This window comes from Mucilaginibacter rigui (genome assembly GCF_014773275.1).
In the GTDB taxonomy this organism is placed as follows: Bacteria; Bacteroidota; Bacteroidia; order Sphingobacteriales; family Sphingobacteriaceae; genus Mucilaginibacter; species Mucilaginibacter rigui_A.
Genome location: NZ_JACWMW010000003.1, coordinates 571,301 through 593,920, shown reverse-complemented (window position 1 = coordinate 593,920; position 22,620 = coordinate 571,301). Strand labels below are relative to the sequence as shown.

At 42.2% G+C, this 22,620-nt stretch carries 12 protein-coding genes; all 12 read right to left on the bottom strand.

The window, feature by feature from the left end; all coding sequences use genetic code 11:
- Positions 1–38: 38 nt before the first annotated feature.
- Complete coding sequence (locus IDJ75_RS16070) at positions 39–3,182, bottom strand: SusC/RagA family TonB-linked outer membrane protein (RefSeq protein ID WP_191176635.1); 3,144 nt, start codon at positions 3,180–3,182, stop codon at positions 39–41.
- A 37-nt stretch (positions 3,183–3,219) separates the two neighbouring features.
- Positions 3,220–4,929, bottom strand: a complete 1,710-nt coding sequence (locus IDJ75_RS16065) for a RagB/SusD family nutrient uptake outer membrane protein (protein ID WP_191176634.1) — start codon at positions 4,927–4,929, stop codon at positions 3,220–3,222.
- Positions 4,930–4,951: 22 nt separating this feature from the next.
- On the bottom strand, positions 4,952–8,047 hold the full coding sequence (locus IDJ75_RS16060) for a SusC/RagA family TonB-linked outer membrane protein (protein WP_191176633.1): 3,096 nt from the start codon (positions 8,045–8,047) through the stop codon (positions 4,952–4,954).
- 149 nt (positions 8,048–8,196) lie between these two features.
- Positions 8,197–9,195 (bottom strand): DUF4961 domain-containing protein, encoded by a 999-nt coding sequence (locus IDJ75_RS16055; RefSeq protein ID WP_191176632.1) that lies wholly within the window; start codon positions 9,193–9,195, stop codon positions 8,197–8,199.
- 17 nt (positions 9,196–9,212) lie between these two features.
- The gene (locus IDJ75_RS16050) at positions 9,213–9,686 is read right to left on the bottom strand and encodes a DUF5004 domain-containing protein (RefSeq protein WP_191176631.1); all 474 of its coding nucleotides are present in this window, start codon (positions 9,684–9,686) and stop codon (positions 9,213–9,215) included.
- A gap of 33 nt (positions 9,687–9,719) precedes the next feature.
- Positions 9,720–11,453 (bottom strand): RagB/SusD family nutrient uptake outer membrane protein, encoded by a 1,734-nt coding sequence (locus tag IDJ75_RS16045; RefSeq protein WP_191176630.1) that lies wholly within the window; start codon positions 11,451–11,453, stop codon positions 9,720–9,722.
- A gap of 254 nt (positions 11,454–11,707) precedes the next feature.
- Entirely contained in the window at positions 11,708–12,535 is an 828-nt protein-coding gene (locus tag IDJ75_RS16040) for an alpha/beta hydrolase (protein ID WP_191176629.1), read from the bottom strand.
- Positions 12,536–12,540: 5 nt separating this feature from the next.
- Entirely contained in the window at positions 12,541–13,959 is a 1,419-nt protein-coding gene (locus IDJ75_RS16035; protein ID WP_317173788.1) for an SGNH/GDSL hydrolase family protein, read from the bottom strand.
- 56 nt (positions 13,960–14,015) lie between these two features.
- Positions 14,016–16,166 (bottom strand): glycoside hydrolase family 31 protein, encoded by a 2,151-nt coding sequence (locus IDJ75_RS16030; protein ID WP_191176628.1) that lies wholly within the window; start codon positions 16,164–16,166, stop codon positions 14,016–14,018.
- 4 nt (positions 16,167–16,170) lie between these two features.
- The gene (locus IDJ75_RS16025) at positions 16,171–18,486 is read right to left on the bottom strand and encodes a GH92 family glycosyl hydrolase (protein WP_191176627.1); all 2,316 of its coding nucleotides are present in this window, start codon (positions 18,484–18,486) and stop codon (positions 16,171–16,173) included.
- Between the two features lie 141 nt (positions 18,487–18,627).
- The gene (locus tag IDJ75_RS16020; protein ID WP_224746639.1) at positions 18,628–21,189 is read right to left on the bottom strand and encodes a glycoside hydrolase family 38 C-terminal domain-containing protein; all 2,562 of its coding nucleotides are present in this window, start codon (positions 21,187–21,189) and stop codon (positions 18,628–18,630) included.
- On the bottom strand, positions 21,170–22,588 hold the full coding sequence (locus IDJ75_RS16015; RefSeq protein ID WP_191176626.1) for an SGNH/GDSL hydrolase family protein: 1,419 nt from the start codon (positions 22,586–22,588) through the stop codon (positions 21,170–21,172). The genes IDJ75_RS16020 and IDJ75_RS16015 overlap by 20 nt, the downstream gene beginning before the upstream one ends.
- Positions 22,589–22,620 lie beyond the last annotated feature (32 nt).

The window sequence follows — 22,620 nt, the reverse complement described above, 5'->3', positions numbered from 1 at the left end:
AAAAGCCCGAAGGCTTAATCTGTAGTGATATATTTCTTTTAGAACGTAACCTGCAAACCTAAGGTTGCAACACGTTCGTTTGGATAAACATCACCTGCCGAACTGGTTGCCACTTCCGGATCCTGCTGGTACTTGTTATAATTTGTCCAGGTAAATAAGTTATAAGCACTTAAGTATAAACGCACGTATTTAAAGTGAAAAGGCAGCATTTTGCTCGGAAACTGGTAACCTATATCCACACTTTTTAAACGGATGTAATGTGCATTGATCAGCCAGTAATCTGATAAATAATTTGATGGGCTACTAACAGATAACGGATCTGTTGTTAAACTTGGGAACTGTGCGGTAGCAGCGGTTGCCGGTGTCCAGCGTTGCTCATGTATAGGCTGAAACTGGCTTTTAAACGGCTCAACACCTGTACCAACCACAGCGAAGCTGTAACCAAAAGCCCCTTGTAGTAAAACACTTACACTAAAACCTTTATAAGCTGCGCCTAAGGTTAAACCAAGGGTAGTATTAGCCAGGTTTGGTTTGCCTATTGGCTGCTGATCGTAAATATCAATTTTCCCGTCTTCATTTTTATCCTGGTACCTTAAGTCGCCCGCCTGTATTTTGGCACCGTTGGTTGGCGCAGGGGGGGCACCCGTAGCGCCACTGTTTATCTTATCGGCATCTTCCTGGGTGTAATACCCTATAAACTTGTAACCAAACGGCTGGTTTATTGGTTGCCCTGTTCTGTATAACCAGGGATATGCCGGGGCTGCTTCTCTCATCTCCAATATCTTGTTCTTAGCATAAGAAAATACAAAGTTTGATTGGAATTGCACCTGCCCTATTGTTGTTTGGTAACCAATTTGGCCCTCAACACCACGGTTTATTGATTTACCTGCGTTTACTGCAGGTGCGCCAACACCCAACACTGCAGATATATCGCCCGGATAGATCAACTGATTATACCTGATGTTTCTAAAAAACTCAACTACCAGGCTTAATTTGTTATTAAACATATTGGCTTCGAGGCCCACGTTAAGTTCCTTTTGCGATTCCCAGAACACATCGGTATTTGCCAGGGTACCTTCATAGATAGCACCCGCAGGATTATGGCTCGTGCCAAAACTATAGTCGTTAGGATAACTAAAGTTGTTTTTATTATAAAACTGGCTGTAAATATACCTTGAGCCCCCAATAGCATCAGACCCTACTTTACCGTAAGATGCACGTAGCTTTAAATACTGAACAAATGATACGTTTTTCCTGAAGTAGTCTTCATTAGCAATATTATAACCTATAGAAACAGCCGGGAAAAATCCAAAGCGGTGAACTGATGCAAAACGATCTGTACCATTATACCCCCCGTTAAAATCAATCAGGTATTTGTCTTTATAACCATATCCCACTTTTATTGATTGCCCACTGAACTTTGACGGAGGATCTGCCTGGCTGTTATCCTGGTATTGATTATATAGTAATAAGGCATTTACGTGGTGGTCACCGGCAAATATTCTATCATAGGTCATAAAGCCCTGCAAGTTTAATCTGGTAATATAAGTATCGGTATTACCGGCCAGGTTATAATCAGATAGCACGTACTTGCCGCGCGGGTCAAGTGTATAGGTATCGTTAACCGGGTTGTAATGGTAACTCGGCGGGTTATAGGAGAATGAACCGGAACTATTGTACCTGTATAATTGCTTTGTATATTGCTCAATACTGGAGTAACTTACACGACCTGTAATTGCCAGGCCTTTGGTTATGTCATCAAGCTTTTCGCTGATATCAAACAACGAGTTAAAGTCTGTACGGGTGCTGCGGTCATAACCACCATTTGCAAGCCTTGCATTTATGGTAGCATATTGCTGTGGCGTATTCTTTAACGAAAAGGTATTGAATTGTGAATATGCATAAGCATAACTGCCATTAGGGTTTAGGAAGGGGGCCGAAAACGGCGTTACTTTTGTATAATCGTATATTTCTCCTAAAATATTTTGACTATGCGGCTGGTTTACCGTACCGAAACGTGCACTCAGGTCTAACCTTACGCTCAGGTTTTTATTCGCTTTTAAGTCCAGATTTGAACGAAAGTTATAACGGTTATAGTTGTAATCGCTATTGATCTCGTTTTGCGGGTCAGAAAAATTCCTCAATAACCCGTTTTGTGTAAAAAGCCCACCTGTAATAAAGTATTTAATAACGTTTGTTCCGCCGGATATATCTAAGTTGGTGTTGCTTTGACTGGTATAATCTTTAAGTATAGCTTTGTACCAGTTAACATCCGGGTGGCCGTAAGGGTCGCTACCGGTACGGAAAGCTTCCAGATCGGCAGGTGTAAAAGACAACCCGCCATTTGGCTGATTATATGCTTTATTATAATTGGTTTCCGCCTCATTAATTAATAATGCGCTTTGGTATGAATTAAGGAATTTGGGGATCTTGGTTGGCGATTGCACACCGGTTTCCATCCTTAAATTTACGGTGGGTGCCCCTACTTTTCCCCTGCGGGTAGTTACCACTAAAACACCATTTGCTCCTTTTACACCATATATGGCAGTTGTTGACGCATCTTTTAAAATGGTAATGGTTTCAATCTCGTTAACGTTAATTTGCTGCAGCTGATCTGCCTGGTACTCAACATCATCAACTATTATAAGTGGGGTATTTGAGCCATTGATAGAGCTTAAGCCACGGATATAAAACGACGCCGCATCCCTGCCCGGTTGCCCTGATGTTTGCTGAGAGAAAAAACCAGGCAACCTGCCTGATAATGTATTTTGAACGTTTGCTGTTGGTACAGTACGCACATCAGCGGCTGAGATCTGACTGGCCGAACCTGTATTGGTTATACGTTTTTTAGGCTGATATCCCAATATAACCACCTCATTCATATCCTGGCTGCTTGATTGTAGGATAACATCAACACTGCTTTTATCGGCTACCTTAACTTCCTGCTGCACATACCCTATAAATTTAACAATAATAACCTCTGCGCTGCCTTTTAGTGTTATTGTAAACTTACCACCGGTACTTACAATAGCAATATTTTGAGGCATACCCTTTTCAACAACTGTGGCCCCGGGCAAAACGCCGTTACCATCTTTTACTGTACCGGTAATTACCCTGTTTTGGGCAAACAGCACAGCCGGCAGTAACAACATTATAATAGGTAATAGTATAATTTTTCTCATGATAAGTTCTTAATTCAATAATTGATATAGAGGTTAATTACCATCCCGGGTTTTGTTTCAACTTAGTGTTCTTCACTGTTTCGTTGTAAGGTATAGGGTACAGGTACATGGCCGGCGCTTTAAACTTAGTAGCAAGAACTGGTGCATAGGTATAAGTATAGCCCGCTATAGCATTGGCTATAGTAACCCCTACCCTCGGCTTATTCATTACATCTTCAGCAATTTTCCAGCGGCGGATATCCCAATAGCGGTCTTCTTCAAAAGCCATTTCAATACGGCGCTCGTTACGTATAATGGTACGCATTGCATCTTGGCTTAGTCCGGGTGCAAGTTGGTACGGGCTTAAACCTGCACGCTGGCGTATTTTTTCGACCGCAGTATATACACTATTATCTGGCGTGGCAAGCGCTTCGTTCTGCGCTTCAGCGTAAGCAAGCAACACATCGGCATACCTAAAAAACATCCAGTCTTCGGATGCTGTACCGTAATTGCTTTGGCTTTCGTACAAACCCATAAATTTACGCATGTAGTAACCGGTTACCGTTTGTTGGTTACCTATGTTTGGCTTGCTGCGCCCACCCTCATAGGTTAGTACTAATGAATTAAGCCACGGCGAGCCGTTGTAAAATATGGTATAGCCTAAACGCGGATCGCGGTTAGCATAAGGATCATTTGGGTCATAAGTAGACCCCGGTGCATCAATAGGCAAGCCGTTTTTCATGGGGAAGGCATTAACCAGATCCTGCGTTGGGCTGGTTTTACCCTGCCCAATAGGGTTGGTAGTAAAGCCAATAGGCCCGTTATTTGATTCTACCGTGTTTGTTAAGCCATTGGGTCGTTGAAAAATAACCTCGGTATTTGCCGGCACCTGGGTTATAAACGCGTTTCTGAAATCGGGCACTAATGTAAAGGCATTCAGGTCCATCACATCTTTAGCCGCCTGTGCTGCCAATACCCACCTGTTAGCATCAAAGCTTGTATAACCCGTTAGCGGGTTGGCGCCATCAATATTACCACCGTTAAAAAGCGGACTTGCCGCATATAATAACACCTTAGCCTTAAGGGTTAATGCAGCTGCATTGGTAACCCTTTGCGAATTTGCTGTAGGGCTTGCCAGCGGAACGGTGAGCAGGCTACCTTTAATAGCATCGCACTCGCTTACTATATAGTCAACACATTCCGCAAAGCTATTACGCGGCATGTTTAAGTCATCATCTAACGTAAAAACTTTATCACCCACAATTGGTACACCGCCATAACGTTTAAGCAGGTCAAAGTAAAACATGGCCCTGATAAATCTCGCTTCGCTTTTCCAGGCAAATTTCATAGAAACACCTGGTCGCAATTCATCCTTAACGGGTACAACACCTATGTTGCTAATAAATACGTTAGCTTTTCTTATAGCTACATAAGCATTTTGCCACACGTTCTCATCGGCAGGTAAATTGGTTGAATTATACGAACCTGTTGATAATATGTACGGAACTGAGGTTGTATTATTGGATGCCGATACCGCATCGTCTGATGCCGCATCGAGATACTCTCCGTTAACCCGGTTATGCCCGCTCTTTAACAGCGCGTAGGTACTGTTCAGAAAAGAATAGGCGTTGGTGCCTAACGAGTCATTTTTATCAAAAACATAATCTATAGTACGTTGCTCAGCGGGGTACTGCTCGTACTTTTTACAGCCCGCAACTACAGCAGTTACAGCTGTTATCAATAGTATTTTATATTTAAAGGTCTTCATAATCATATCCTTTACTGTTATATTATAATTTGACACTTACACCGGCGTTAAACACGCGCTGTATAGGGTAAGCTAAACCATTCACTTCCGGGTCGATACCTTTGTAACCGGCTATGGTTACCAGGTTTTCGCCATTTACAAAAAACCTTAAGCTTGATATCCCTAATTTTGATGTTACGATATAAGGAAGGGTGTATCCTACCTCGGCATTTTTTAACCTGATGTAATTTGCAGAGTGCAGATAGAATGTAGACCATGCGCCGTTATTAGCATTTATGCCCACAGTGGTTAGCCTTGGCGAGGTGGCTGTAGCTGCTGTTTCGGGTGTCCATCTGTTAAGTATAGTTGTATAGGCCTGGCCATAAGGTGCGTTCCCGAAAAAGCCTTTGCCCATAAAACCCTGCGTAATATCGCCCTGGCTATAAATGGTTTGCAGATTACCAACACCCTGTAGTATAACGCCTACATTAAAACCTTTGTAGTTAAAGCCAAAGTTAAGGCCGTAAAAAATAAGCGGTTTTAAATTCCCAATAGCTGATATATCATTCTGATCGATAATGCCATCGCTATTTAGGTCCTTATATTTAATATCGCCCGGTTTAGCAGTAAAGCCTGCTGTTGTAGCACTTGTACTTGCTTCCTGCTGGGTTTGAAAAAAGCCTAATGCTGTGTAACCATATAAAGCATTTACCGGTAAACCAGTTTTCGCCATCCATGGGTATAAAGGCTTTAGTTCATCAAAAAACACTTGTTTTGTTTTTACTATGCTTGCATTACCCGTAATAAAGTAATTAAAATCGCCTATGTGACTTTGATGTGTTACTGTAAGTTCACCGCCCTGCATCAGGTTTACACCAATGTTTTCATAAGGATAATTTGCGCCTAACAGCTGGTTGCTGTTTCCGCGATTTTTAAGAAGGTTATAATACCGCTCATAGAAGTAATCAGCAGTAACCTGCAACTTGTTATTAAACAGTGACATATCAGTACCAAAGTTTATTTTATGTGCCCTTTCTGCCTCCAGAGCCGGGTTTATTACACCGTTGGTTTCGCCATAACCTGATCCGTTAGAATAACCGGTACCTTGTGGATAACTGGCACCATTGCTAGAATCATAAGTACTGCGGTACGCAAAATAGCCCGGCACCTCGGCATTACCATTACCGGTGTTACCATAGCTTGCCCGCCATTTCCATGAATCTATCCAAGATATATTGTCTTTAATAAAGCTTTCTTTGCCCATTTGCCAGCCTATACCGCCCGCGTAGAACATGCCAAACCTATGCCCCGGTGCATAACGATCATCTCCGCTGTTGTTTATGGCACCTGTTATGAAATACTTGCCATCGTAATTATATGAAACCTGCAGAGCCCGGTTTTGAATAAGGCGGGGAAGGTCATAAGTAAGTATAATAGACCTGAAATCGTAAAATAAAAGGGCGTTGAAATTGTTTTTACCAAAGCTGTTATCGTAAGCTATAGCAGCCTGGGCGTATGAATACCTTGAGTTTGATACATTGTTAAAGCTATTGCTTTGTGACCGTGTCGAACCGAACACATTATAACTACCATTAGCATTATATTGGTAAACCGCGTTTTGTGAACTTCTGTCGATATAGTTTTGGGAGTTTATGGCAAAATTACCTTTTGCACGCAACGATAAGCCTTTTAGATAACTCCCCATATCGTACTTAAGATCAAGGTTTGTTAATACATCATGGTTTTGCGTTAAAGTATAACCCGAGTACTGCGACATGGCCAGTAAGTTGTTTTGATAAAAACTTTGGTTATTGCCACCAAAACTGCCATTGGGGTTATAAATAGGATAGGCATTGTTTGGTGTACCAAACAGCGTTGAAAATATATTGCTAAAACCGCTTGCACCCTGGCCCGGATAATTAATACTTTGTACACGACCAAATAATTGCAGATCGATAGTAAAGTTTTTGGTTGCGCTGATATTGATATCTGAGTTAAGAATATAGCGGCTAAGGTTATTATTGGTATTGTATGACAGCGAGGGGTCTGATTTTAAGATACCAGCCTGGTTAAGATAATTTAACGATACAGAATACCTGGCTATGCTATTACCACCGGTAATATTTAACTTATAGTTACGCATAGGCGAATTTTTACGCAGTATGGTGTTAAACCAGTCAACATCAGGGTGGCCTATTGGGTCGGTATGGTTACGGTAAGCGTCAAAATCGGCGGTGGTATAAAATGGCGCCTTACCATCATTTTGTAGTGCCTCATTATATAAATAAGCGTATTGGTATGCCGGTAAAGGTGTTGGTAAACCCAGTGATTGCTGTATAGCTGTTTGTGCTGTAAAAGATATTAGCGTACGCCCTGCCTGTGCTTTTTTAGTTGTTACCAATAAAACCGCATTAGAGCTATTTATACCCAACAATATGGTTGAGAGCCCGTCTTTTAAAACCGATACCGATTCAATGGTTTCGGGGTCAATTGATGATAGTTCCCGCTGTACACCATCAATTATTGTAATTGGGGCAGAGGCGAAACCAGAGGCATTGACCGCCCCTCTAACCTGCAGACTTATTTGCCCGTTGTTATCATTTGATGTGATATTGCGGCTTGTTACATAATTTACAAGAAATGAGTTTGTTGTTGGCGAACCCGCCTGTGGGCTACCAAAACCGCTTGTTTGCCGGGTGTATAACCCTGCCAGTTGGCCGGGTAAAGCGTAGGTATATAGTGATGCCGGGGTTGTGGTAAGCTGGTTGGTGTATATGGTTGATACCGCACCTAAGTTCTCCTCTTTATTTATTGTATTGTACAGTACATCTACTTTATCAGTATTCTTCAGGAACTGATCTGACAGCTGAATGTTTATTTTATCTGCCTTATTAATGATATAATGCGCAGCATTATATCCTTTACCGGTTATTTGCAGCACACTGCCTTTTTGGGCCAATATTTGAAACACGCCATTTTTATCAGTTGTTGCGGTATCGGCAGTTTTTGCTACATGCACTTTTACACCCACTAAGGGCTGTTTAAACTGATTGAAAACCTTACCACTAACATATCCTGTAGGTACAGTTTTAACTGTATCCTGCGCGGAGGCAAGGCCAGTGCCGATCATGACAAGCATGACCCACACTAAAATGCTTTTTTTCAAGTAATTATATTGCATAGAATCAGGTTTATAAGTTTTAATTAAAGGGCATAATTAGGGCTAAACAGATGCCGTTTTGTTGCAAGCCTTGCTGTATTAATTATTATTTGCTCGGGGCTATTTTATTAATCGCAAAGAAATTTAATTTTGAAAGGAACCGTTGATACGTTACCAAACCCCACTTTTACCGTCCCTCCCTGATCGGTAAAATAATAATCGACGCCGGTTAGTGTTTTCCCTGCCGGGACGTTGAAATACCCACGCGGCCAAATTGTTATCTGGAATTTATTGGGCGCAATAGTTCTCATTTTTGAACGCTCATCCTGTGCGCATACTACAATGTCCTGGCCATCGCTGGTGTGGGCGGTTGCACATAAATAAATGTTTTGCACATCTTTTAAGGCCGTTGTTGTAACTGTATTATCAAATGTGATGCTTTCAAAATCGTTATCAAGTACTTTTACCGGAGAAAGCACTGCTAAAGATGGGTTACAAAAATCAATCAGATCGCCGGTACCGCCGCTAACTTCCAAACAATTGGCATATTTAACAGGCCACAGGTTTGGAGTATCATCTGCCAACCCGTCATCTTTATTGCATACCACATAACCAAGCCTCACTGATGTATTTTGCCCGTCAATACCCACCTTCATTTTTATTTGAAACTTCGCGTTAGCCTTTTCGTTAATATTTGCCGTAAGGCTCTCCGCAGTCTGAAATGGCACCCACTCCATATCATCAATAAAGTTTGGACCAATACCCAGCTTATTTTTCATGCGCGTGGCCCAGTTCTCGCCATTTTTAGCACTGGCAGCAACTTCTGATGCCGGTATCGGGACCATGGTACCAGTACCTTTATCTCCACTAAAAGTGATTTTTGTGTTTTCGCCTATCTTCCATGATTTGGGTGCAAGTATGCCTATTACTATCCTTTTTGTATATGGGCCTCCATCTACATTGAAATTGGCATCCAATACGGTTGTGATCTCTTCCCCTACATTTGCGGTTAAAGGCTGCGTAATGGAATTAATAATAAAATCGCAATTACTCAGGAACAAAATAAGCGCCGCCAGGAATACATACCTGGGTAATTTTTTTCGTGTGTTACGTAAATATTTTATCATATAACAATTGTTATGAGTTAGTTATCTTTTTTAAGTGTGTATACGTAAATGTTTTTGCTGCACCCCGGGCTAAAAGTTAGTGTAACTCGCCTTTGCCCCTGCACTACCGGAAACTGAAATGTAGACTTCACTGCCGTAGTAGCACCTGTTGGTGTAAAACTTATATCAAACGGATATTGAGGGTCGTTAAAAGTATAGGTACCCTCTGTTTCCACAATAAAAGGTATTGGGTTTGTAAGTGTATATTTCCCATCGGTGAAGGTTACACCAAAACCGCTTAAATGGGTCATGGCATCAGGTATGGTATTTAATATATCAGTCCCGTTTAATGTTGCCGATGCTATTTTCCAGGTACCGTCGATATTTTTAACAGATTCATTTACTACTGGTACCATATTCTCTGTTTTGCACGATGCTGCAAAAAACATGCAACCTGCAAGTAATATCCTGATTGCCTGTCGCTGTCTTAACTGTATTAATATTTTATACATAGTTTATAATTTAATATCAATCTGCTTTAATAATTAATACCCTGGGTTTTGTAAGGTTAGCGGCGATTTTGCCACCTCACTTGTTGGTAATGGCCATAAATAAAGCGCCGTTTTAAACCCATGTTTCCGTACATTAACACGTTTTAAGTTTTCAATAGCACCCGCACTATTCCTTTGAACTTCTAAACCAGTCATTTGCTGGGTAAATGCTTGCGGTGCTATTTTCCATCGGCGTACGTCCCAAAAGCGGTGCCCTTCAAAAGCAAGTTCTAAGCGGCGTTCGTTCTGTATTATTTTGCGCATCTCTACCTGGTTTAAACCAAGGGGTAGTTTATAATTGCTCAATCCTGCCCTCATCCTGATCTGTTCAATCGGCTCATAGGCTTTTGCAGGGCCTTCAAATTCATTTACAGCTTCGGCATAGCTTAATAATACTTCGGCATAACGAATTAGGGGGATACATCTGGCTGTTTGGTTAAAAGAATTTGGAACAGCCTTTGGATCGAGCATCTTATTGCCATAATAACCCGTTTTTGTACCTGCATAAATAGCATCAACCCCTGTACCCTGGCCATTAACTGTATAAATATTGATAGCCGTTGGCGTTAAAGAATTGGCGGTTATTAGTTTCGATTGGTCTCGATTTACAGTGTAAGCCAGTCTAGGGTCGCGGTTATCATAAGGGCTGTTTGCATTATATGACGACGTCGGGTCATGAATATCCTTTCCGTCAGCCATCGGGAAAGCATCAACCAACTCCTGATACGGGAAGCCGCCGCCATGCCCCCCGCGAGATGGCGGATCGTAAGCATTTTCAAGGTCCTGATTAGATGGCCGGGTCACCTGCCAAATATTTTCTAAACTTGGACGAATGGTAAAACCATACTGAAACCCAAAACCCGGGCTGGTAGCATTATCGATATATAATTGATATGCTCCCGATTTGATCAGCGTATCGGCAACTTTTTCAGCTTCTTCCCAACGCTCCTTTTTAAAATCGGTATAGCCAACCAATGGCTTTACTTTATCTGTGGCTATAGAAAGTGGTGTAGGCCCCGGGACAGTATTATCATCATTAAACAACGGGCTTGCAGCATAAAGCAGCACCCTCATTTTTAAAGCGAGGCAAGCCCCTTTTGAAGCTCTGCCAAACAATAACCCCACCTGTGTAAACGGAAGGTCGGCAGCAGCCTTATTACATTCTGATATAATATAGTCCACACAATCTTTATAGCTTGCTCGCTGGGCTGGTATTTTATCGGTATAGTTATATACGGTATCGCCAATTAAAGGCACACCACCATAATGTTTTAATAGTATAGAGTAATACCAGGCCCTTAAAAAACGCGCCTCGGCTTTTATTTCCGTTTTGGTGACATCCCGTAGCGGGGTTTGTGGCAAATGCTTAAACAATACATTTACCGCCCTTATATTGGTATAGCAAGTATTGTAAGCATCGCCTGATACTGTATTGGCATCAACCGAACCATTGGCAAAACCTATGGTGGTGATCTCTGAGTTGTCGTAAGGTTCGGCTTCGTCGGACGCTACATCAAGCCCACCATTACCAAAGCGGGTTGCGCTTTCGCTAAAACCAACCTTTAAATATATATTGGTTAAAAAGGCAGTGGTATTAACACTATCCTTAAAAACAGCCTCTTCGGTAAGGTCGGTTGTTTGCGTTTGGCCTAAAAAGCCATCTTTTTTACATGAAAAAAGAATAGTGGCAGCAGCGCAAAAAAAGCTAAGAATGTAAAGTTTCCTCATAGCATAAAGTTTGTTCAACAAAGCTTAAAAGCTTCTTAAAAAGGTTTTTTAGCAAGAGCCTGCTTACAGGCGTTATAATTGGTTATTGCAAATCAAATATAAAATCATAAAAACGATTTAGCAAATTATTTATCTGAAATATTGCCCTATCGTAAACTTTTTAAATTTTGACAACATTAGCAATATTTAGATGTGAATTTGATACTTAAAAACAAGTTTAAATATTGATTTATCAATGATTGGAGGTTACTAAATCAGTTTAGCTTATCAAAAAAGCGACTAAAAAATAACATCTGATAGTTCATAGAATTACTCCAGTATTCCCAGGTATGTGCACCAGGCCGGACGGTGTAGTCGTGCGCTATTTTTGCCTTGAGTAATTGCTCGTGCAAAGCGTTGTTCACGCCAATAAAAAAGTCGTCTGCCCCACAATCAAAAATAATTTTCAATACACCGGGTTTTAGCTGATCTACCATACCTACAACACTATGGTCGGCCCAGCTTTTAGGGTTGTCTTTATATTCGCCAAGTATCTGGTTTATAGCAAAATCTTTAGCAAAAGGTTTAAGATCTACTGCCCCACTCATAGAGCCCACAGCCCCATAAACTTCCTGGTGGCGAATAGCCATTGATAATGCGCCATGCCCCCCCATACTTAGGCCGGTTATTGCCCTGCCAGTACGATTTTTGATGGTTGAAAAGTGCGCGTCGATATAGCTAACCAGTTCTTTTGAAACATAGGTATCATACATCCAATAGCTGTTTACCGGGCTATCAATATACCAGCTTGCAAACGCACCATCAGGGCAAACTATGATGCAATGATACTGATCTGCAAGGTTTTGCACTGGCGCATCTTTTGTTATCCAATCGGCGTAATTACCGCTAAAACCATGTAATAAATAAACTACGGGATAACTCACTTTTTTTGAGTAGTTATTGGGTAATATCACTACAGCTTTAATATCCTTTTTCATGATATCGCTATGCGTAAGCACCGTATCTACCTCGGCGGCGCTGGCATTTATCCCGAAACAAACAAGTAAAACAAAGAGTATTCTTTGATATATAATTTTAGCCATAATTATTAATTGATACGGGTTAGTGATATTTTGTGGGTAACGGGTTTATTTATTTTATAGATCTGGCTCAGCAACACATCCATTTCCATTTGCCATGCATCCCTTACAGATTTATATTGCGATAAAATGTAGTTGCCCTTGTTACCGGCAACAAAAATTTCTTTTTTGGCAATCTTACTAACAGTATCCATTGCGGCAATATTATCGGCATTTAACAAGCCGCGATCGTACAATACATTGTATTCTATAAAGGCATGGTTACGTAAGCGCCTTTCAATTTCCCATCGTTCTTCGTTCAAACTCATTATTTGAATGGCTTGCTGGTATTGAGGTGTGTTTGTTTGCTCGGCAAGGTTTATACCGTTAGCCAGCGCGCTTGCCGACCACTTGCCTATTACCTCATCATCAATCTTAAGCTGATAGTTACCTGCGGCCAAGTCTTTCACGGTGAGCATTTCTCGGTTAAATTCGTTCATAAACGGAACCAGCTTTATAGCTTCGATCTGTTTTTTATGATTACCCCAGCTTCTGGAAACAGTATCTAAAGGGTATGGAAGCGATTTAGCCAAATAATCAAACGAGATGCCATCAGCAGTATCTGCAACCTTAGTGATCTTACTATTCTCGGCCTTATCTACTTTTTTATCGTTAGCACTGATCACTACATCAGCTACTGATTTACCTGCTAAACCTTGTGCCTTCAGGATCAGGTAAGCCATCACCATATGCCCATCATTATCCGGATGGATCCGATCATTTGGTGTAAGGCTAAATGTTGGATTTTTCTCCTGCTCGCGTTTGTTTATAGCCGTCATTGGGCGGTTCAGGTCAATAAAGCCCCAGTTATTTTTTTTTGCAGCCTCTTCCTGAAACTCGGCAACCTGAAGTAATGCTGCGCTTTTACCCTTGTATATGTTATTAGGCGTAGCATAGGTAAACTCATCGTAAGGCGACGATGCGATCAGTATCGGTTTTATATTAGGCAGCTTTTTAAGTTTTGCCTCTATCTGGTGGTAATATTTAAAAGATGTATCCAACCGGCTTTTAATAGTTTCCTGCGCATCGCTGCGGAACCACTCGATGTAACCAGTATCATTCATTCCCCATGAAAGGGTTACAACTGTAGGATTTTTTGTAAGCACATCGGTATCAAACCTGCGGGCTATTTGTTTGGCTACGTCGCCACCAATACCAACATTAAAACAGGTAATGCGCATATCTGGGAAGTGCGTCATATAATAAAGCCATACATACGAGTGGAAATGCCCCCCGTCGGTAATACTGTTACCCACAAATGCCACCCTATCGCCGTTTTTAAAGGGAGCTACAGTCTGCGCTTTAAGCGTTAATGATGAACCCAGGCAAAACACTGCTGCCGATGCGCAAGCTATCCACTTCGCACTTTTTTTAAGTTTTATATTCACTTTATTTAGTTAATCGATTTAGTTATTAGTTACTATTATTATCTTTCTATTGAATATTAATCAATCTTTACCCAATTGGTTATCCTATAACGTGATGATCTGTAATTACCTGCACGTTTAACTTTGCCTTTCCCGTTTACCCAGTTAAGGTCGATATTATTATACTGGCCCCGCTCATAGTTATAGCTTAAGCCATCGTCCTCGTAAAGTGCAGTGGGATTAACGTTTTGCCCGTAAACTTTGCAATCAATCTCAAATACAGTTTTGGCATTAGTAAATTGTAATGGCTTAGCTATAGGTAAAATGCTACCCTCCTTTACAAAAAGGGGTAGTTTATCCAGATCGCATTTAATGATATATTCTTTACCTCCTGCATATTTTTCATTTGTATTATAATTATACCAGTTGCCTGCAGGCAGGTAAATCTTGCGCTCGTTTAAATTGCCGGTTAAAGGTGCGGCTAATAAGCTTTCGCCTATCAGGTATTCATTATCTACGTTATAGGTGTTTTTATCATCGGGATAATCCATTACCAATGCGCGGAATGGCGGGATGCCTTTAAATTTATACTGCGCAAATGCATTGTATAAATAAGGAATCAGGCTCATTCTGAAATTAAGCAGCTGTTTAATGGTTAATTCAATCTGTGTGGCATCGGTCATAAATTCGTTGCTGTTGTTCTTCGCTTTATCAAACTGTAGCCATGGTGGGTTTTGCAAATACCAGCTGTTAAAAAGGGTTTGTGCCGATAATACAGCGGTTTGCGTACGCCTTAATAATTCTGTAGATGAGGAAGACTCCCTTACCTCGGGTGACCACAGCAACCCCGAAAAGCCCGAATTAGGTATCATTTGTATATAATTTTCGTGCCCGTAAATATCACTGTATAATGCCGCCGGGTACGAGGATGCAAACGCGTTTGACGAGCGCACATCAAGCAGTGTACGTGTATTATTTGCCCGGAACATAGATAGCATTGTTTTTTGATAAAGCAAACCAAAAAGCTGGTGCATCTGCTCGCCGTCAATCCCTGATGGGAATTCACTTAATTCAGGGAAACTCCATGTGCCGCTGCCATATGCCAGGTTTGAGTTATCGCACTCATCAAGCTTAAAACCCGAAATGCCCTTATCGGCAAACGTTGTTTTATGATAGGCCGCGAAAGTGATGCGCGTGGCCGAATCGGCAAAATCAGGCACCAAACCGTTCCAAACCGTATAATTACCCGATTTATTTTTCAGGACATTATACAGCGGACTTTGCTGATTTACAAAGGCGTGCTCCCATAAATTTATATGGAAATTATTGCTTTTAAGACTATCTATCAGTTTTTGCGGCTTGGGGAACAGTACATTATTCCACACATAAGAGCAGGAATAGGCAGCGGTTTGCCATTGGGGTTCTAAACCCAAAACATCGCAGGGGATCTGTTTATCCCTGAAATAAGCCGCCATTTTATAAACCTGTCCGGCGTTAAAATCGGCCTTTACACGGTACTTTACGCCAAGCGCCCAAAGCGGTGGGATGACACCACCACCCGATAACAGGTTGTAACGCTGCACCGCAGTTTTTATATCCGGCCCGCCTATTACAAAAACCTCAATCCCCTTTGCACCGGGAATATCTACTGTCACATAATTGCCGGCTGTATTATCATTTTTGTAAAGATCGTCAGTAGAGAGGGCATTTTTAGGGCCGCTTTTAGCAGTTCCATCAGCCTTAACCTTATTTGCAGTACCGCAATAAAAGGTAGTGTAGCGAGATGTATTGATCAGGATGCCATAGCCTGCTGTTGATATGTAATAAGGCATTGGTGCGTGGCTGTAACCCAGATCATTCAACGGGTTATCATTTACTATCGGTCTTTTACGAAGCCCGCGCTGGTTAAAAGAATTGATCTGTAAGCCGAAGCCATAAAGCTGCTCTTTATCCTGCAAAGGAATTTCTACTACAGCCCCCCTATCGGTAAGGCGAACTTTGATATCGCCCATATTAAATGGTACTGTTGCCGCAGGTAACGACGCCAATGCTTTAACATCCGGCGCAGCCGACGAAAAACTGTAAGGCGTAAATTTATCGGGATTACCAACTGTTATTTTGTGTATGCCTGCTGCCACCTCAACCACCCTGGATTGATCTTGCGCGCAGGCCATTACGCCGGGCACAACCAGGTTACAAACAAACAGAATTAACAATTTAGCTTTCATAAACTTAATTGGCCAGTCCCCAGGTTTTTGAGGGCTGTGCACCCATTTGCAATTTAAGTGTGCCGCCGGCTACAATATCTTTATAATCTATAAAGCATTTATTATAAGGCTTACCATTTAATTGCGCACTTTGAATATATATATTTTTAGCAGAGTTATTTGCCGCCAGTATGGTAAACAATTTGCCTTTACCATACCGGTTATCCAATTTAATACTCACTTTATTAAATACCGGGCTGGTTATTTCCTGCCTTGTATCGCCTGGACAAACAGGGTGTATCCCTATGGCCGATAATACATACCAGGCGGACATTTGCCCAACATCTTCGTTACCTACTAAACCCAAAACACCATCATGATAAGCCCTTTTGCAGATAGCCCTTGTCCATTTTTGGGTTAGCCATGGCGCAGCTAAACGGTTATACAAATAAGGCACATGGTGTACGGGTTCATTAGCGTGGTTATAGTAATCGTTCCACATCATATCCTGAGGGGCTTTTTCAAAAAAGTTGTTCAGGTCGGCAATTACTTTTTGGCTACCGCCCATCAGCTTAACCATACCGGGCACATCCTGCGGCACAAACCAACCTTGTTGATACGGATTGCTTTCCATAGTACCGTACCAGGCTTTTAACCTTCCCGAATCAGGCCAGGCAGCCCAGTCGCCGTTTCCCTCACGCGGCCGAAACCAGCCTTTATCCTTATCAAAAATGTTTTTATAAGCCTGCCCGCGCTGGGTATATTTCTCGTAATCTTTATTGTTCCCCAAAGCTTTGGCTAACTGCGCGGCGCACCAGTCGGTATAAGCATACTCCAATGTGTATGAGAGACTCAACCCGCCAGGCGTGTAGCCTTTATCGCCATTGCCAAATTTCTCTACCGAGTTGACGGATAGCTCATACGCTTTTTTAAGATCGAACCCACGGATGCCCTTCGTGTAAGCATCGGCAATAATCGATACGGCCGGATTGCCCAGCATACAGCCACTATAGGAATTAAGCAATTCCCAACGCTCTAAATAGTTTTTATCTTTTTCATTAGCAAGGGTAACTAACGAGTTAACCATATCATTTACCAATGCAGGGTTGATGATAGTTTGCAAAGGCATCTGGCTGCGGAAAACGTCCCAACCGCTGAAAATGGTGCGCTTGGTAAACCCATTTGAGGTATGCGCTTTGCCATCGCCGCCCCAGTAACGGCCATCTACATCTTCAAAAACGCGGGGGTCAATCATAGTGTGGTACATGGAGGTATAGAAAACAGTTTTCTCCTCTTTGGTGCCACCCACAACAGCAACTTTTGATAGTGCCTTATTCCACAATGCAACGGCACGCTGGTGTACAGCATCAAAGTTCCAGTCGGAAATTTCTTTGCTCAGGTTATTCCTTGCGCCATCAATACTAATGAAGGAAATGCCGGCTTTCATTAATACCTGCTCATTTGCCTGTGTGGTAAATTCAGTATAAAAGCCAAGGTGTTTACCTTCTTTTTCCTTTACCTGTTTTATTATTTCTGCGTTTGCTATTTGTGCCTGGTATTTGGTACTTTCTACGTCTTCGCGTTTGCGGCTCCAACCATCGGGGATATCAGCACTCCAAACGCCGTAGTTTTTTAAAGGCTTGCTAAACTCAGCATGGAAATATACGGTGTACTCTGCATGGCCATCGCCGTTTCCCCAGCCGCCACCATCGGGCGTGCACTTCATCCAGCCTTCAATGGCATGATCATTAACCACCTTTACGCTTTGCAGGGTTGATGTACCACCTACTCTGCGTGCCAGATCTATCTGGATTCGCGATTGTTTGTTTTGAGGGAAAGTGAACCTAAGTATACCGCTATGCGGCGCGGCGGTCATCTCCGCTTTAATATTGTTATCGGTAAGTTTTACAGCGTAATATCCTGCCGATGCCTTCTCGCTTGCTTTTAAGTATACAGAGCGATAACCGCCTTCGGGGTGATCTACCGTGCCGGCACTGGTTTTTAGTTTACCCGCCGTAGGCATCACCAGGAAATTGCCCAGATCGCCATACCAGCCAATGCCGCTCATTTGTGTAAAGGCGAAACCTTCTATACTGGTGTGCTCATAGCTATAGCCTGAGCCATTATCACCACCGGTAATGGTGTTTGGGCTAACCTGTACCATGCCAAAAGGGGTATCGGCCCCCGGGAAAGTTTTACCAAGGCCATGATAGGTACCAGCCGCTTTTGTACTGGTGCTTGCTCCAATAAACGGGTTAACATAACTTGCAGGTGTTTGCGCAGTTGCCATTAGGGCGCCGCTCAGTATGGCAGAAAAAGTTAGTAAACATTTAAATCTCATTCCCTTGAGGCTATTATTTTAATGCGATATCTTTTATTGAGATCAAAAGATACGGCACCAGTATTGGTTAGTGACAAATATATTAATTAAAACGTTTTAGCTAAAATTTATAAAATTTCTATGTCAAGCTTATTTTTTGCTTTAAATGGTGCTAAACCTGATAGTACGGATGCCGAATTTTGGCATTGGCAACTCAACAGATGTTAAGCCGTTTAATAATTTAGTAATCTTTAATTCGCCGGATACTTTTCCGTTCAGTTCAACTACCTGCGCTTTGGTATATTTAAAATTCAGGATTATCTTCTTTTTATCGGTTTCGCCTTCTGCATTAAAAAATCGCAATAAAACATCTTTATTACTATTTTCTGCTGATGTTAATATCAAACCCTTTTGCGGATTAACAAGCGTTTGCTGTTTAACTGTTGCTGATGAATTGCCAACCTGAACAATCAATGGCTCGTTCCATTGCGCGGATGCCGACCATACTCCCGCCTCGTTCCATTTACCGGCATGCGGCATTAGGGCATAATGGATGTTTGTTGGGCCATCTGTAAAATAGCTGCGTCCCCACAGCCCCATTCCCGAGTACTGAGTAACCAACCCTAAGGGGAAGTTTTCGCCGTGAGTATAGCTGGTAGTATGATCGGTAAACATGGCCATACCAAATTTGCCTTCGCCATCGGTAACATCAACCCAGTTCAGTATCACGGTGGTTTTAATACTATCCCAGCTATTGTAGAAAGTGTTTTTTAGTTTGCTTTCGGTCACATCAAACGGTGCGTTCTTATAAACTTTTTGGGTTTTTAAATTAAGCGGGAAAACCGTTACCAGTTTGTTACTATCGTTATAAAACGGTTTCTTGTAATTCGTCCATTTGTAGTTGCTTTTCACCACATCTTCGCCGACGCCAACATCCTTTTTCCAGTTGATGTTTAAGTTAAAATCAATGATTTGCTGCCCCTTGTTTAGCGTGATTACCTGGGTAAGGTCTGTACCGACTATTTTACCTTTTATTTGTAGACTGGCGCGAATTGGGCCGTTCTCTAAAATGGTAACAGTTGCCGCGTCATCATTGGACGCTTTAAACCCGCCATCATTATAAAAATTTCCGCGGAGTGTATTAAAACCATTTTTGTTAGCCTGGTCAACCATCTCCTTATTCAATTTTTTAGCAAACAAACTGGTAATGCTGCCGCCTTTTTTTGGATTTATTATGATGGAATACAGATCCGATTCTAATTTGAAATTCCCGTCAGCAAGCTCAGTTACATGCGTGCCTTTTTCAATTGAAGCTGTTGTTTCTGTAATGCTATATGTATTATAGCCGAATGATGGCGTTGAGGCCACAAACAGCAATTTATCGTTAACCACCTGAGATGTCATTGCTTTGCCTGATGCATCTTTAACCGACAGGCTTTTACCCTGCAATCCGGCAGGTATGGTTACCGAAACCGTCTCGTTACGCTTGTTGGCCTGTGTGTTTATAACGGTAACTATCTGTCCCGCTCCTTTCTTGCTTAGTAGTTTTTGTAACGATACGTTAGAAATACTATCGCTGATTCTGTTGGTATTGCCTGTCCAATCCACCACTTTATCCGTCCAGGTATCGCCTTGCTTGCCGTTATACGGCACTATCCAGCAATCGTGGTGTTGGGATAACAGCAAGGTGCGCCACGCGCTGTCAAAGCCTGCTTTTGGCCAGTTGGTGTTTTTACTTAATACCCCGGTTATAACCGCTATTTTTTCGGCACCAAGTACTTTATTTTCAGCCACCCGCACACGTTGAGCCAGCTTTTGCGTTACCTGCGATCCCCAAACAAGGCTTACCAACATATCCTCCTGGGTAACTTTCCAATCCTGCCTTTTATCTTTCGGGGTGATGTTGGCAAAATAGTTATGCCATGTGGTGTACTTATTTTTTTGCTGCTCTGTATCTGCATTACCTATAAAAGGTCCGCCTTTCCAGCCGGCATCCTGCAAGGTCATACCTATAGGGTGGGGTATGCCATACTTAATAGCCGCCTTTATATACCTTGGCGAGTTATCCCACGCGATGGTTTGCCAGGTAGATTTTTCTGAAAGTGCCTCTACCTCGTACCGGGGCGATGTTGTAATGCCTGTACCATCAGGACCAATCCAGTTGACCAATTCGCCACCGAAAGCACGGGTATAACCACCAAAACAGGTGTTTGGGTTTTTTAGTGATGCATATTTAAACCCAAACGACTTTAATATCTGCGGTAAAGCGCTGGTGAAACAAGGCTCCTCGGTAGAGTAGGTATTAAAAGTGATACCCGGGAAATAACCTCTGAGCTTATCAATACCATACGCAAACTGCCTGATTATGCTTTCACCATCAATATTGTACATATAACTTTGCGCGTAAGCCGGGTTCACATACTCTACCCTTCCGCTTGCCGTTTGGTTGGCAATCAGCGCCTGTAACTCTTTTAAGGCTGTTGGGTCGACTTTTGCGGTCCTGTCCCAAGTTTCGGGTTCAATCTCCAGGTTAATGTTCCAGTATGGGTGTTTATTTAGGTTATCTAAAATAAAGCGGGTGTTCCAATCAGGGTAATGGCCCCAAACGCCGCCGTGGTAACCATCAATATAATAAGCCTGCTGGCTAAAAGCTTTTACACCGCACAGCATTAACGATGCAGCTAAAAAAGTGCTTTTTAAAAATTTATTTTTGTGTGATAACATGTTCGGTTTGGTTGTCTTCCTTTATCTCGAAACGGTGAGCTATGGGTTGATTAATAATATAGATCTGGTCGGTTAACAGGGCGATTTCCTTTTGCCATGCATCACGTATAGGTTTAAGGCGGGCTTTGTAATAAGTATTAAGTGTTATACCTACAAAAAAGTCTTTTTTTGCATACTTCTGTAGCGAATCAACCGTGGCCTGGCTGTCATTATGTAGCAAGCCGTGTGGTTTCATGATGGAGTATTGCAGCCACCAGTATTCGCGCAGGCGGCGCTCTATAACCCAGCGTTCTTCGTTCAGATGCATTACTGCTAAGGCCTGCTGGTATTGCGGTGTAGTGGTTATTTCGGCAAGATTTACCCCAGCTTGCAGTTGCTGTCCGCTCCATTTACCAATGGGTTTACCATCTATGCGTACTTCGTAATTTTTACTTGCACCAAGGTTTTGTACCTGTAAAACTTCCTGGTTAAACTCCTGCTGAAACGGGATAAGCTTCAAAGCATCAGCTTGGGTACGCGCCTCTTTACCTACGCTTTGCGCCATGGTATCAATTGGGTAAGGCAGGGCGTTTGCCTTATACGTATAACTTAAGCCGTTTTTTGTAACGGATAGATTGGTTAACAGGCAATTCTCACTCTTTATAACTGATGATGTTTTGGCGTTGATATCAACAGCAGCCACTTTTTTGCCTGCAAAGCCCTGTGCCTTTAAAAATAAGTAGGCCATTACCATGTGCCCATCCACCGTTGGGTGAATCCTGTCGAAACTCTGCATAGAGAAGGTAGAATCCTTTGCCTGCTGTTGCTCGTCAATGGCAACCATAGGCGCGTTGAAATCTAAAAATTCCCAATTATTTTTCTTTGCTGCCTCCTGCTGAAATTTCACCACCCGTTGTATGGCCGCATTCTTATTATACAGAACCCCTGGTTTTATTTTAGCCGTGCCATCATAAGGTGATGTACCGATCATAATTTTTCTAACTTCAGGGTGCGCCTTCAAATGTTTCTGGATCTTTAAAAAACTATTAAATGAGGTAGCAACCTTCGCATTGTAAACCGAATCGGCTTTGGCGCCGGTTAGCCACTGATAGCCGGTATCATTCATACCGAACGTTAAGGTCATTACGTTTGGATGCCTGTCGAAAACATCCTCCTGCAGGCGCTCGTCAATTTGTTTGGCAACATCACCGCCTATCCCTGCGTTAAAAATATCGATACGCTCTTTTGGCATGCGGGTCATGTAATACAGCCAGATGTAGGAATGGTAATGCCCGCCATCGGTGATGCTGTTGCCGGTAAAGGCTACCCTTTCCCCCGCCTTAAAAGGTTTTATTTGCTGGGCTAATGCAATCCCTGAATATATAATCAGGGCAAATAGTATGTATAATCTTTTATGCATATAAATCGATTTAGCTTTAATGGATAAAAAAG

Excerpts from the sequence above, each read along its gene's own strand:
- IDJ75_RS16025 (WP_191176627.1), bottom strand. The coding sequence starts at position 18,486 with ATGAGATTTAAATGTTTACTAACTTTTTCTGCCATACTGAGCGGCGCC.
- IDJ75_RS16040 (WP_191176629.1), bottom strand. The coding sequence starts at position 12,535 with ATGGCTAAAATTATATATCAAAGAATACTCTTTGTTTTACTTGTTTGT.
- IDJ75_RS16065 (WP_191176634.1), bottom strand. The coding sequence starts at position 4,929 with ATGAAGACCTTTAAATATAAAATACTATTGATAACAGCTGTAACTGCT.
- IDJ75_RS16045 (WP_191176630.1), bottom strand. The coding sequence starts at position 11,453 with ATGAGGAAACTTTACATTCTTAGCTTTTTTTGCGCTGCTGCCACTATT.
- IDJ75_RS16015 (WP_191176626.1), bottom strand. The coding sequence starts at position 22,588 with ATGCATAAAAGATTATACATACTATTTGCCCTGATTATATATTCAGGG.
- IDJ75_RS16070 (WP_191176635.1), bottom strand. The coding sequence starts at position 3,182 with ATGAGAAAAATTATACTATTACCTATTATAATGTTGTTACTGCCGGCT.
- IDJ75_RS16055 (WP_191176632.1), bottom strand. The coding sequence starts at position 9,195 with ATGATAAAATATTTACGTAACACACGAAAAAAATTACCCAGGTATGTA.
- IDJ75_RS16020 (WP_224746639.1), bottom strand. The coding sequence starts at position 21,189 with ATGTTATCACACAAAAATAAATTTTTAAAAAGCACTTTTTTAGCTGCA.
- IDJ75_RS16030 (WP_191176628.1), bottom strand. The coding sequence starts at position 16,166 with ATGAAAGCTAAATTGTTAATTCTGTTTGTTTGTAACCTGGTTGTGCCC.
- IDJ75_RS16060 (WP_191176633.1), bottom strand. The coding sequence starts at position 8,047 with ATGCTTGTCATGATCGGCACTGGCCTTGCCTCCGCGCAGGATACAGTT.
- IDJ75_RS16050 (WP_191176631.1), bottom strand. The coding sequence starts at position 9,686 with ATGTATAAAATATTAATACAGTTAAGACAGCGACAGGCAATCAGGATA.